Source organism: Photorhabdus hainanensis (genome assembly GCF_018448965.1).
Taxonomy (GTDB): Bacteria; Pseudomonadota; Gammaproteobacteria; order Enterobacterales; family Enterobacteriaceae; genus Photorhabdus; species Photorhabdus akhurstii.
In genome coordinates this window covers 17,458-30,315 of the sequence record NZ_RCWD01000030.1, presented here as the reverse complement: position 1 = coordinate 30,315, position 12,858 = coordinate 17,458, and the positions used below count along the sequence as shown (strand labels likewise).

Annotated in this window: 15 protein-coding genes; 8 read left to right on the top strand and 7 right to left on the bottom strand. The window is 44.3% G+C overall.

The genetic code is table 11. The features are described 5' to 3' along the window. Positions 1–108 precede the first annotated feature (108 nt). Positions 109–1,323, top strand: a complete 1,215-nt coding sequence (gene argD / locus EAE92_RS17075; protein WP_214068945.1) for a bifunctional acetylornithine/succinyldiaminopimelate transaminase — start codon at positions 109–111, stop codon at positions 1,321–1,323. 45 nt (positions 1,324–1,368) lie between these two features. Here the strand turns inward: argD and crp are convergent, their stop codons facing one another. Further along, entirely contained in the window at positions 1,369–2,001 is a 633-nt protein-coding gene (gene crp / locus EAE92_RS17070) for a cAMP-activated global transcriptional regulator CRP (protein WP_010848517.1), read from the bottom strand. 318 nt (positions 2,002–2,319) lie between these two features. Between crp and EAE92_RS17065 the strand changes: the two genes are divergently transcribed. Next, positions 2,320–2,727 (top strand): OsmC family protein, encoded by a 408-nt coding sequence (locus EAE92_RS17065; protein WP_046395787.1) that lies wholly within the window; start codon positions 2,320–2,322, stop codon positions 2,725–2,727. Between the two features lie 125 nt (positions 2,728–2,852). Here the strand turns inward: EAE92_RS17065 and EAE92_RS17060 are convergent, their stop codons facing one another. Genes EAE92_RS17060 through EAE92_RS17050 form a run of 3 tightly spaced genes read right to left on the bottom strand, consistent with a single transcriptional unit; the run spans position 2,853 to position 4,936 of the window. Then, positions 2,853–3,722 carry a phosphoribulokinase gene (locus tag EAE92_RS17060; protein ID WP_214068944.1) on the bottom strand — a complete coding sequence of 290 codons (870 nt, stop codon included), beginning with the start codon at positions 3,720–3,722 and terminating at the stop codon, positions 2,853–2,855. Between the two features lie 18 nt (positions 3,723–3,740). Continuing rightward, positions 3,741–3,959 (bottom strand): YheU family protein, encoded by a 219-nt coding sequence (locus EAE92_RS17055; protein WP_214068943.1) that lies wholly within the window; start codon positions 3,957–3,959, stop codon positions 3,741–3,743. Next, positions 3,956–4,936, bottom strand: coding sequence for a hydrolase (locus EAE92_RS17050; RefSeq protein WP_214068942.1), 981 nt, complete (start codon positions 4,934–4,936; stop codon positions 3,956–3,958). The genes EAE92_RS17055 and EAE92_RS17050 overlap by 4 nt, the downstream gene beginning before the upstream one ends. 104 nt (positions 4,937–5,040) lie before the next feature. Here EAE92_RS17050 and EAE92_RS17045 point away from each other — a divergent pair, with 104 nt between their 5' ends. The 5 genes from EAE92_RS17045 to tauD all read left to right on the top strand — a co-directional run bounded on the left by EAE92_RS17045 (position 5,041) and on the right by tauD (position 9,252). Beyond that, complete coding sequence (locus EAE92_RS17045; protein ID WP_036780252.1) at positions 5,041–5,649, top strand: LysE family translocator; 609 nt, start codon at positions 5,041–5,043, stop codon at positions 5,647–5,649. A gap of 122 nt (positions 5,650–5,771) precedes the next feature. Then, complete coding sequence (gene tauA / locus EAE92_RS17040; RefSeq protein ID WP_422616063.1) at positions 5,772–6,791, top strand: taurine ABC transporter substrate-binding protein; 1,020 nt, start codon at positions 5,772–5,774, stop codon at positions 6,789–6,791. After that, positions 6,778–7,545: a taurine ABC transporter ATP-binding subunit gene (tauB, locus tag EAE92_RS17035; protein WP_214068941.1), complete on the top strand. Its 768-nt coding sequence runs from the start codon at positions 6,778–6,780 to the stop codon at positions 7,543–7,545. Before tauA ends, tauB begins: the two co-directional genes overlap by 14 nt. After that, positions 7,542–8,390 carry a taurine ABC transporter permease TauC gene (gene tauC / locus EAE92_RS17030; protein WP_214068940.1) on the top strand — a complete coding sequence of 283 codons (849 nt, stop codon included), beginning with the start codon at positions 7,542–7,544 and terminating at the stop codon, positions 8,388–8,390. The genes tauB and tauC overlap by 4 nt, the downstream gene beginning before the upstream one ends. Next, on the top strand, positions 8,383–9,252 hold the full coding sequence (gene tauD / locus EAE92_RS17025) for a taurine dioxygenase (RefSeq protein WP_214068939.1): 870 nt from the start codon (positions 8,383–8,385) through the stop codon (positions 9,250–9,252). Before tauC ends, tauD begins: the two co-directional genes overlap by 8 nt. 29 nt (positions 9,253–9,281) lie before the next feature. On the opposite strand, the gene murP is transcribed toward tauD, so the two are convergent. Next, positions 9,282–10,733, bottom strand: coding sequence for a PTS N-acetylmuramic acid transporter subunit IIBC (murP, locus tag EAE92_RS17020; protein ID WP_214068938.1), 1,452 nt, complete (start codon positions 10,731–10,733; stop codon positions 9,282–9,284). Positions 10,734–10,763: 30 nt separating this feature from the next. After that, a complete protein-coding gene (murQ, locus tag EAE92_RS17015) occupies positions 10,764–11,669 on the bottom strand; it encodes an N-acetylmuramic acid 6-phosphate etherase (protein ID WP_214068937.1) in 906 nt (301 codons plus the stop codon). A gap of 201 nt (positions 11,670–11,870) precedes the next feature. Between murQ and EAE92_RS17010 the strand changes: the two genes are divergently transcribed. Then, positions 11,871–12,086, top strand: coding sequence for a hypothetical protein (locus EAE92_RS17010; RefSeq protein WP_040149012.1), 216 nt, complete (start codon positions 11,871–11,873; stop codon positions 12,084–12,086). A gap of 36 nt (positions 12,087–12,122) precedes the next feature. Here the strand turns inward: EAE92_RS17010 and EAE92_RS17005 are convergent, their stop codons facing one another. Continuing rightward, entirely contained in the window at positions 12,123–12,602 is a 480-nt protein-coding gene (locus EAE92_RS17005) for an Hcp family type VI secretion system effector (protein ID WP_036813498.1), read from the bottom strand. Positions 12,603–12,858: the final 256 nt, after the last annotated feature.

Here is a 12,858-nt window from a genome sequence, read left to right as displayed (position 1 = left end):
TTCTTCATTTATCCACCTTTTTCATTTGCCCATCTTTGATTTTTTATGCATATTCAGTGATTATAATTTCACTTCTGAATGGTGTATATATAAAAAACGGGTGGGAAAATGAAGGGGCATGCCGCAGTAAATAGAAACACATACGATCAAGTTATGTTGCCAATTTATTCACCGGCGCAGTTTATTCCGGTGAGAGGGCAAGGTAGTCGTGTATGGGATCAACAAGGGAAAGAGTATATTGATTTTGCGGGGGGGATTGCTGTTGTGGCTTTGGGCCATTGTCATCCTGCGTTAGTGGATGTTTTGAAGCAGCAAGGGGAGAAACTTTGGCATATCAGTAATATTTTCACCAATGAACCGGCTTTGATTCTGGCGCGGAAACTGATTGATGCCACTTTTGCCGAACGGGTATTTTTTGCCAATTCAGGCGCGGAAGCGAATGAAGCGGCATTTAAACTGGCTCGCCACTATGCAATTACTCGTCACAGCCCTTATAAAACCAAAATTATCGCATTTCATCAGGGTTTTCATGGTCGCACCTTATTTACCGTCTCTGTGGGTGGTCAGCCAAAATATGCTGATGGTTTTGGGCCAAAACCCGCGGATATTATTCATGTGCCTTTTAATGATTTAAACGCAGTTAAGGCCGTCATAGATGACCATACTTGTGCTGTTGTATTGGAGCCTGTTCAGGGAGAAGGGGGAGTTACGCCGGCAGCACCGGCATTTATTCGTGGGTTGCGCGAGCTGTGTGATAAGCATCAAGTATTGTTGGTGTTTGATGAAGTGCAAAGTGGGATGGGACGTACCGGTAAACTATTTTCTTATATGCATTATGATGTTACGCCGGACATCATTACCACAGCAAAAGCATTGGGAAATGGCTTTCCTATCAGCGCTATGCTGACGACAGAGAATATTGCTTTGGCGATGACGCCGGGAACTCACGGTACAACTTATGGCGGTAATCCGTTGGCTTGTGCGGTTGCAAATGTTGCTTTTGATATTATCAATACACCAGCGGTTCTGGAGGGAGTTGAAAAACGCCATAATTTGATGGTGAATTTTCTGAATGATATCAATCAGAAATATTCGATATTTGGTGAAATCCGAGGAAAAGGTCTACTGATTGGCGCGGAACTCAAAGCGCCGTATCAGGGAAAAGCAAAAGATATTCTGCAACTGGCGGCTGAAAATGGCTTGATGTTGTTGAGTGCGGGTGGTGATGTATTACGTTTCACGCCTTCGTTGATTATCAGTGAAGAAGAGATTGCTCAGGGCATGCAACGGCTGGAACAGGCAATTAATCAGATGGTGTATTAAGTACAAGAAAAATCAGCGCAGGATTATGCGCTGATTAATCAAGCGTTAACGTGTACCGTAAACAACAATAGTTTTACCGTGTGCGGAGATCAAGTTTTGATCTTCTAGCATTTTCAGAATACGACCAACCGTTTCGCGGGAACAGCCAACAATCTGACCAATTTCCTGACGCGTGATTTTGATTTGCATTCCGTCCGGGTGGGTCATTGCATCTGGTTGTTTCGCCAGATTCAATAAAGTTTGGGCAATCCGGCCGGTAACATCCAGGAAAGCCAAATTACCGACTTTCTCAGAAGTTGTTTGCAAACGGTTTGCCATTTGGGCAGATAAACGCATCAAAATATCCGGGTTTACCTGAATCAGTTGACGGAATTTTTTGTAGGAGATTTCAGCCACTTCACAGGCGCTTTTGGCCCGTACCCAGGCTGTACGCTCTTGCCCCTCTTCAAATAATCCAAGTTCACCAATGAAATCTCCTTGATTTAAATAGGAGAGGATCATCTCTTTGCCTTCTTCATCTTTAATCAAAACCGCAACAGAGCCTTTTACGATGTAGTAAAGCGTCTCTGCTTTTTCGCCTTGATGAATAAGCGTACTTTTAGATGGATATTTATGAATATGGCAGTGTGACAAAAACCATTCAAGAGTCGGGTCTGTTTGTGGCTTGCCGAGAACCATTCGTTTCATCCTCTGTTGTTATCGCTGCCTAAATAACACGAGAATCTAAAAGTTTCTCGTCAGGCTGGCTTATAAAGACACTAGCTTAACATATTAGTTTGTTGAAAAACCGACAGATAAGGGTTTTATATAGGTTATCTGAAATTTGAGCCTTACGTATTGATCTTAACCTATATACTTGGCCCGCTTCTGTTTTTAACACAGGAAAAGGCTTCTGTCTCGTCTTGTATTGTTTCAGCATAATAAACCGCTCATTAGATTGCCAGTTTAATACTGAAAGAGTAGGCTTGGATGCAAAGAACGACTTAAGAGGTATTTATGCAAGCGCGGGTAAAATGGGTTGAAGGATTGTCTCTTTTGGGGGAGTCATCTTCCGGTCATCAGGTCATGATGGATGGTAATGCCGGCGATAAGGCGCCAAGCCCAATGGAAATGGTATTAATGGCAGCCGGTGGTTGCAGTACGATTGATGTAGTTTCTATTTTGCAGAAAGGCAGGTACGACATAAGAGATTGTGAAGTAAAATTAACTTCCCGCCGTCGTGAAGAGGCGCCACGCTTGTTTACTCATATTAATCTGCATTTTATTGTTACGGGTAAGGATTTGACAGATAAAGCGGTTGAACGCGCCGTCATGTTGTCCGCGGAAAAATATTGCTCTGTTTCATTGATGTTGGGGAAATCAGTTGAAATTACTCACAGTTTTGAAATTAAAGATATAGATTGAAAAATTATTTCTTGGTTAGAAAATAACAACAGGTAACTAATATCTCAGTTACCTGTTTTTTTAACTGAATAATATAAGATGTAAATTTTAAGTGCCGGATTTTCTCGATTTATCTCAGGCGCTGATTAACTAATTTTTCCCCCTTCCAGCAGTCGCTGTACCAATGGCGTCATAATTAGCTCCATTGCTAATCCCATTTTTCCGCCGGGAACCACGATGGTATTAATGCTTGAAACGAATGAGCCTTGTAACATGGCTAACAAGTATGGGAAATCAATTTGAGTCAGATCACGGAAGCGGATGACGATAAAACTTTCATCCAATGATGGAATGGCTTTAGCTGAAAATGGATTGGATGTATCAACGGTGGGGACACGTTGAAAGTTGATATGTGTTCGCGAGAATTGTGGCGTAATGTAGTTGATATAATCATCCATAGAACGCACGACAGAATCCATCACGGCTTCCTGCGAGTGCCCTCGTTCTCCGGTATCGCGGATCAGTTTCTGTATCCATTCAAGGTTGACAATCGGCACGACTCCCACCAGCAGATCAACATGACTGGCAACGTTATGTTGCGGTGTGACAACGCCGCCGTGCAGACCTTCATAAAACAGCACATCAGTCTGCTTGGGTAAAGATTCCCACGGCGTAAATGTACCGGGGAGCTGGTTGTAAGGGACGGCATCGTCATAGGTATGAAGGTACTTCCGACGGCGGCCTTCACCGGTTTCACCATAGTCAATCATGGTTTTTTCTAGCATGCCGAAATCATTGGCTTCCGGCCCAAAATAACTGATATGCCTGCCTTGCTCTTTGGCTTTACGGATTGCGGCATCCATTTCAGGGCGAGTGTAGCGGTGGAAACTATCTCCCTCTATCTGTGCCGCACTGATGTTAAGTAGCTGGAAAATCTTACGGAACGCTAAACTGGTGGTGGTGGTTCCGGCGCCGCTGGAGCCGGTAATTGCAATAATCGGATGTTTGGCGGACATACAGTAAACTCCATAATGTTAAGAATCGAACATTTCTTTTGGCACAATATTGATGCTCTCATGCAGTTCAGACCACACCAGCATAACATCACCCTGTTCCAACTGACGGCGTATGTCAGTGACTTTCTGTTCCAGCGATTTTTCATCTTCGCCATAGTCAGTGCCTTCCCGCAGGACAAAACTCTCTATCAAATTTAGCAGAGTTTCTGGCTCCAGTTGTTGCCACGGAATAATCATTGTGGTTGCTCCAGATAAGATGACAGCCAATTTGGGATGCGTTGTTCCAGCCACATTTGTGGTTTCTTCAACGAACCACTGACAAAGCCCACATGTCCACCATATTCTGTCATTTGGTATTCAATATTCTTGGGTAACATTTTGAGATCAGGAACAACTTCCGGTGTCATAAAGGGATCGTCTTTAGCATGAATAATCAGCAGTGGCACAGTAATATCTGGCAGACGCGGCAGAGCGCTACACTGGCGGTAGTAGTCCGCTGCATTTTTAAAGCCGTGGATTCTTGCGGTTACAATTTCATCAAATTCTCGAATATGTTTCAATCTTTTTACCTGAGACAGATTGATGGGGAGGGAACCGGGGTAGCGTAACAATTTACGGGTGGCATTACGTTTCAGACTATTAAGTAAATAGCGCTCATAAACTTGAGAAAATCCTTTTTCTATCCGAAAGGAACAGGCTGCCAGCATCAAAGGGGCGGAAACAATGACGGCGGCATTGATCTGGGCGTTTGTTTTTTCTTCTGCCAGATAGCAAGCCAGCATATTACCGCCGACTGAATAACCGACAGCTGAGGTGGGCGCATCACCGTAAGTCTGTTTTAACCAGTTCAGAAAATAGCGGGCATCGTTTGTTTCGCCGGAATGATAGAGACGCTTTTGGCGGTTTGGTTCACCACTGCATCCGCGGAAATGCATGACAACCCCAAGCCAGCCTTTCTCTTGGCAGATATGAAGCAAACCGTGGGCATAGGGGCTGTGGAAACTGCCTTCCAGACCATGAAACAGGATAAGTCGCGGCTTATGTGTTGCGGTGGCGGGATCTTCACTCCATGCCAGATCAACAAAATCGTTGTCCGGTAAATTAAGTCGTTGCCAATATGGTTGCAGTTCAGGATACCGCCGCACCAGACGCGGGAGTAGTGTCTGCACATGCGGATTACTGGCTCCGGTTAGAGGACGAAAGATATCAGTCATAATGGTTTCGAGTTAAATTGATTAGTTATCTTGTATGGTGAATAACATACTGATATTTTCTGTGAAAGGGAAACGCCAATATTCAGGATGAAAGGTAACTCTTCATGACAGCAAGCCTGATTTTTTCATTAACGACTTTCTTGTTTATTTCTGCCATTACCCCGGGTCCAAACAACATGTTGCTGACTTCATCGGGCGCTAACTTCGGTTTTACCCGCTCTTTGGGGTTGCTCTTTGGCGTTGTTCTGGGCATGCAGACGATTTTATATCTGGCTGCTTTCGGAATAGCGGCATTGTTGTTGGTCTATCCTGCTATTCACACGGTGATGAAAATAGCAGGTAGCCTCTATTTGCTATGGTTAGCATGGAAAACAGCAACGGCCAGTTACCGGCGTCTGGATACCAAAGACAGCGCTGTTATCAAGCCGGTTCGGTGGTATCAAGGTTGGTTGTTGCAGTTTTTAAATCCGAAAGCCTGGCTGATGGGGTTGGGAGCGGTTGGCAGCTACAGTATTGCCGGTGATCACTACCTCTATTCCATCATCGTGATCAGTATCGCGGTGATGTTTATTAATTTCTTGTGCGGCATGGTGTGGGCGGGTTTTGGTTCATTGATAGGGACGTTACTCCGTAGTCGCAATGCCTGGTTTATTTTCAATATCATGATGGGCGTATTAACGGCAACTTGTGTGCCATTAATCTGGATTGGGTAATTCAGGCAGTTAATTGCGTTTTTAGTTATAGAAAATATCATTTTATTCTTTTTTACTTTGGCAAATATCTACAACACTTATTCTGATGTACCTCGTCTTTTTATGACATTGGGGGTGTTTAAGTGGGTAGATCCGCTCTTGTGGTTTATCTTTTTTTTCTGGTGCTCTTGCTATTGGCTCCCGCTGTTCAGGCGCACAGTCAGCAAGTCACGATTGCTTATCAAACTTCACCAGAGCCGGCAAAAGTCGCTCAGTATAACGGCGATTTTGCCCGGCAATCGGGTGCTGATGTTCAATGGCGAAAATTTGACAGTGGTTCCGCTGTGCTGCGAGCGTTAGCTTCTGGTGATGTTCAGATAGGCAATATGGGTTCCAGTCCGTTAGCGGTTGCTGCCAGCCAAAAACTACCGGTGAAGATTTTTCTCATTGCTTCCCAGTTGGGACAATCGGAAGCACTGATTGTTAATCAAAAAATCACCGAGCCTTCTCAGCTTATCGGCAAGCGAATTGCTGTTCCTTTCATTTCTACCGCCCATTACAGCCTGTTAGCCGCATTGCATCACTGGCAGATAGATCCAAAGCTGATCCAGATTATTAACCTACAACCACCGGCGATTGTTGCCGCATGGAAGCGCGGTGATATTGATGGTGCTTTTGTCTGGTTACCGGCCGTGAATGAATTAGCTGCAACAGGCCGCGTGCTGACCGATGCAGCGCAAATTGCCCAATGGGGAGCGCCAACGCTGGACGTATGGGTTGTCCGTAATGATTTCGCGGAACAACATCCTGAATTGGTCACCATATTCGTGAAAAGTGTATTGGATGAAAATCAGCGCTATCTGACTTCTCCTGAAACATGGCTGGCAAATAACAAGAATATTGCTGCGGTATCGAGATTGAGTGGTTTGTCGGAAGACAAAATCAGTCAATGGATACTCACCAATCGTTATCTGAATGCTGATCAGCAGTTGAATTTATTAAAGTCAGAAATGGCGAAAGTGATTCGTGATACGGCTAGATTTCTGCAACAACAGGGTAAAGTTTCACAGGTTGCTGATAATTATCAGGATTATGTGACGGATAAATTTATCAAGGCGATCATTCCATCAACAATGGCTGGAGGGAACGATGCTACAAATTAGTGGCTTAACCGCCAGATATCAGGACCAAGAAGTTCTTCGTGATATCAGTTTTGATATGACCGCCGGGCAATTTGTGGTGATCCTAGGGCCATCCGGTTGCGGCAAAACAACCTTGTTGAATCTGATCGCGGGCTTTCTCACCCCTTTCTCCGGTGATATTTGGCTGAATGCTAAACCGGTAACTGGCCCCGGTGTAGAGCGTGGTGTGGTGTTTCAACATGAAGGATTGATGCCGTGGTTGAAGGTACTGGATAACGTGGCTTTGGGGCTGAAATTTGCCGGTGTGCCTAAAAAACAGAGATTGGAGATCGCTCGGCAGATCATTCATCAAGTTGGTTTGAGTGATTATGAAGATAAATATGTTTGGCAACTGTCTGGCGGCCAGCGACAGCGGGTGGGGATTGCGCGTGCATTGGCGGTTGAACCTCAACTATTACTGCTAGATGAACCGTTTGCAGCGCTTGATGCTTATACCAGAGAACAGATGCAGGAGCTTTTGCTGACTATCTGGCGTGACAGTAAAAAACAGTGCCTGTTGATTACTCACGATATTGAAGAAGCCATATTTATGGCAACTGATCTCTATTTAATGGAATCTTCGCCGGGAAGGATTGTTGAACGGATTACCCTCGACTTTGGCCAACGATTTGCAGATGGAGAATGTAGCCGCAGCATTAAATCTGATCCCAATTTTATTATCTGCCGTGAATACGTGTTGGAACGCGTGTTCAGATACCGGAGGGCTTTGGTATGACTCTTTATCAGGAACAGGAAGCCGGTGTGGTGGCATTGCTGAAAAATAGTAAAAGACGTTTTAAACCGATTCCTGTCGGGGTGTTATGGCGATTAATTACCGTGGTTACTTTATTATTTATCTGGTGGTTGGTGACAACATTCGGCTTGATTGAATCCGTATTATTACCGGCGCCGGGTCAGGTGGTACATCAACTCATAACCGCAGCGAGTGAACAAGGATTTATGGGAGCGACGTTGTGGCAACATTTGGCCGCCAGTTTGAGCCGAATGTTACTGGCTTTATTAGCCGCGGTAGCCATTGCTATTCCGGTAGGAATAGCAATGGGGCTGAACGAAAAAATCCGAGCGGTGATGGACCCTTTGATTGAGCTGTACCGACCTGTCCCGCCGTTAGCGTATTTACCTTTGATTGTCATCTGGTTTGGGATCGGAGAAACCTCAAAGGTTTTACTGATCTGGCTAGCCATTTTTGCGCCGGTGACGTTATCTACCGTGGTGGGGGTACAAAATGTTGAGCAAGTGCGAATAAGAGCGGCACAGGCGTTGGGCGCCAGTCGCTGGCAATTGCTGAAACACGTTATTCTTCCTAATGCTTTGCCGGAGCTATTGACAGGTCTGCGTATCGGGCTTGGTGTTGGCTGGTCGACTTTAGTGGCCGCAGAGCTGATTGCCGCCACACAAGGGTTAGGCTTTATGGTGCAATCGGCGGGTGAGTTTTTGGCAACTGACATGGTGGTGGCGGGAATCATTGTCATTGCGTTAATTGCATGTGGTTTGGAGTTGGGATTGCGGGCTATTCAACGTCACTTAATGCCGTGGCATGGGGTAAACAGTCATGAATGAACGTCTGAAAATCGTCCCGTTAGGACCTTATATTGGCGCGCTTGTGGAACAGACGAATCTCACTAAGCCGATGACGGATATTCAGTTTGAACAACTGTATCACGCGCTGTTAAAGCATCAGGTATTATTCTTTCGTAATCAACCTATTACGCCAATACAGCAACGTGATTTAGCAGGCCAATTTGGTGATTTACATATTCACCCGGTTTACCCTCATACACCAGAAAGTGAAGAGATTATTGTTTTGGATACTCATGACAACAATCCGCCGGATAATGATAACTGGCATACGGATGTGACTTTCATTGAAACACCACCGATGGGGGCCATTCTAGCGGCTAAAAAAGTTCCGCCGTTTGGTGGAGATACCTTGTGGTGCAGCGGCATCGCTGCGTTCGAAGCATTGTCAGAGCCTTTCAAAACATTGCTGATAGGGCTTGAGGCGGAGCACGATTTCACTAAGTCTTTTCCTGAACATCGGCATCGTGGTTCTAAAGAGCAACATCAGCGCTGGTTAGTGGGTAAAGAGAAAAACCCGCCTCTGTTACATCCGGTTGTCAGAACACATCCCGTTTCTGGTCGTTCAGCGCTGTTTGTTAATGAAGGCTTCACTACCCGGATTGTTGGTCTCAGTGATAAGGAGAGTGAAGCGATTTTGAACTTTCTATTTGCCCATGTCACAAAACCTGAATTTCAGGTGCGTTGGCGCTGGCAGGAGAATGACATTGCTATCTGGGATAACCGGGTGACTCAACATTACGCCAACGCGGATTATCTACCTCAGCGCAGGATTATGCACCGAGCAACGATTCTGGGTGACAAACCGCGTTATTATTATAGAACCGATGAAAAAGTGAGTTGATAGCGAATGAAGGGAGTCATTCACTATCATCAGGTTAAATCGACATTTTTACTGCCAAATAGCAAAGTCATTATAAAGCCGCTGATATAAGCAACCACCAGTCCGGCGGCATACACAGCCATTCCGACAAAAATACCGCTGTTTGAGGTCATCAGTGGCAGTGCTACCAATCCAGATGGACCAAAAACCGTATTCAGCCCGACAGGTAATCCTAAATAAGCTACCAAACCGATAAAGAAACCTCCGGCGGCACCGCCCAAACAGGCGGTGATAAAAGGTTTAATCCGTGGGAGTGTGACGCCATAAATCAAGGGTTCGCCGATGCCGAGAAAGCCTGGAATAATGGCGCCTTTTATCTGCGTGCGTAGCAGAGAGTCTTTTTTCGCCTTGATGTACAGCGCCAATGCTGCACCAACCTGTCCGCCGCCTGCCATTGCCAGGATTGGGAACAGAGAATTAAAGCCTTGTGCGTCCATCAGTGCGAAATAGACCGGAACAAACCCTTGATGAACACCAAACATAACCGCGAGTAAAAATAGCCCGGCCAATATCGCCGTACCAAAAGGATTACCGTTAAGGTGAAGGAATAACCATGACATGCCGCTAAACAGATAACTCCCCAATGGCATGATAATAATAAAGGTGATTGCTCCCACGATTAGCAGCGTAATAGCCGAAGTTAGGATCATATCCAGATTATCTGGAATAATCTTACGAACCTGCCGTTCTACCCATGCTCCCAGAATAGCGGCGATAAGAACGCCGATAATATTGCCGCGTGGATCGATGCCATAACCAAAGAAAGTGGAAATACCGGAATAGAAACCGCTGGTGGCGTCTGGGTTATAACTGAGTACAAACAGCGCGGCAATAATGGCGCCATTTATTCCCGAACCGCCAAACGCTTTTTGCGCGTTATAACCGATCAGAATACTCAGAAAGCTGAACATGCCTTTACTGAAAACTTTCATATAGCCGATGATTTCAACTAAAACAGTATTAGGGTGTTTAACGCCTTGAATGGCTATCTGTTCAAGTAAAGTGGCAAAACCGAGAAGCAAACCAACGGCAATAAAACCGGGGATCAATGGCGTAAAAATGGTCGCGAACTTGGTCAGGAATTTGTGTACCGCACTCACCTGTTTCTCTTTAAGTTGCTTTTTATTCGCAGAAGCAATATTGGTTAAATCAGTGCCGCTCGGTTTCGATTGTTCTGTAGGAGGAGAAGAATTTAGCAATTCATTCATTATTTCAGCCGCTGCTTGGGCTTTTCCCGGCCCAAGCACAATCTGAAACTGATCATCGCTTTCAATAATACCTAACACATTGGGGATCTGTTTTAACGCGGTTTTATCCACCAGAGTATTATCACGCAATGTCAATCGCAGACGGGTCATACAGTTGCCGCATTGGGCCACATTATCCGCATTGCCGATAGCTTTAAGGATCTGGGCAATGATTGTCTGATTAATTTGAGCCATCTTGCTTACTCCTTCTCAGCAGGGAAATCGTTACCGAACGGCTGAGATCGTCGGTCGAATAAAACCGTGATGTTTTTCCAGCAAAGCTTTTGCTTGTTGAGCATTGACGCCAGCCAGAATCATCACAATGGCGGTTTTACAATGCCCATCACATTCAGTTAATGCCTGCTCTGCTTGTTCACGATTGCATTCTGTGGCGGCGATAACGATATTTTTCTGCCTTTCAACCAGCTTGGCATTCGTCGCTTCTACGTCCACCATCAGGTTGCTATAAACTTTGCCTGTACGAATCATGGCGCCGGTGGTCAGCATATTCAGAATTAGCTTTTGTGCGGTACCGGCTTTCATACGTGATGAACCTGTGACAATTTCCGGCCCCACTATCGGTGTAATGGCGATATCGGCTGCTTGTGTCATCGGGCTTTCCGGGTTACAGCTAATGCAGGCGACGGTGGCGCCAACGGATTTCGCATACGCCATTGCACCCAAGACATAAGGTGTACGGCCGCTGGCGGCAATACCAACCAATACATCTTTTGCATTAAAGTTTAGCGCTTGAAGATCATTTACGCCCAGTTGTTGGTTATCTTCTGCATTTTCAACGGCGCTTAGGATGGCCTGATGCCCGCCAGCAATTAATCCAACCACTTGTTCCGGTTTGGCGCCATAAGTAGGCGGACACTCACTGGCATCCAAAATCCCTAATCGGCCCGATGTCCCGGCGCCGATATAAATTAAACGACCTCCCTGACGAAATGCTTCGGCAATTTTATTTACGATTTCAGCGATTTTCGGCAAAGTTTGCTCTACAGCCAGTGCGACCTTTTTATCTTCATCGTTAATCAGTTTTAGCATTTCAAGGGTCGGCAAAGTATCAATATTGGCACTGACGGGATTGCGGCTTTCAGTGACCATACTGTTGAGATTGATTTTCATATTGTTTTCCTGATGGAATATTCTTGAAGTGATAAATAGTTATTTACTCTTCTTTGTCATAAAGAGCAAATTTGGTCAATGTTTCGATAAAAGTGATAACTTTGTGAATGCATTTTATGGGGTGTAGAGCAAAAAGGGCTATAAATCGGGAAAGATGATATAATTTCTGTATTTGTTGAAATGATGAATTAGGATATTAATATGAATGAAAAAAGAAGGATTTTTAGTAAGGCATGGTTCAAGGATCTTTTTTTTATATGGATTAAAGATCTTTTATGGAACACAATCCCTTTTATAGTGATTATAGCTTGGTCGGCTATGGCCGCCGGTTGTTTTCCTGATATGTGGGGTCGATTGACATTATTAGGTATTGTTGTTGTTACCATTTTTGTTTTTTTGCGTATTAGAAAGAGTTAAGCATATATAAATATACATGCCTAACTCGGTTTATTTTCAATAAACTCTATCATCCCATATACTGTAAGCAGATGTGCCGGCGGTTATGTGATTCCAGGATATGGATCTATATTTGAGAAAGACTTTTTCGTACGGCATCACTTCATGATCATTTATTGAGTGCGGGTAAACGCAAGCAATATCAGTAATACTCGCTTCTGTTAATTTGACCTCATAGAAAAGTTCTAATTGTCCAGCCAGATTTGTTCTGTAAAAGAAGAAAATCGCATTGATTAGCTCGTTTGAAGATATTGCGGAGGCTAACAACGGGGATGATTTATCTATTGGTTTGAGAAATTGTATAGGGTGATGATCGACATGTTGTTGGCGAGTTATCGAGTGCTTTAAACTCAATATTTGTATTTGATCTTCGTGCCCATTTTGATATCGGTTCCCTATAGAGTCTAGCGTTGAACAACCGGCAGAAATTAAACCTTGCTTCTTACCATTTAACGATAAATAGATTATATGTGACATAAGCGATTACCATGCAAATTCTTTATTTAATTTACCTAGAACGATATGTTTAGGCTGTCAAGGTACGACCTTACCACTAAAATATAAAGAAATTAAGAGTTCAATGTTGGTTTTTTTCTTAAAGGATAGAAGCAGTGATAAAGAATAAAAAATTCTTTGTTCGATGATGTATTTATTACTTTCACGCTTAAACATCAGCTGTTATTTTTGTATTGCTATACAGGAACTTAACTGTTGGTATTCTACGGTTGTTTAA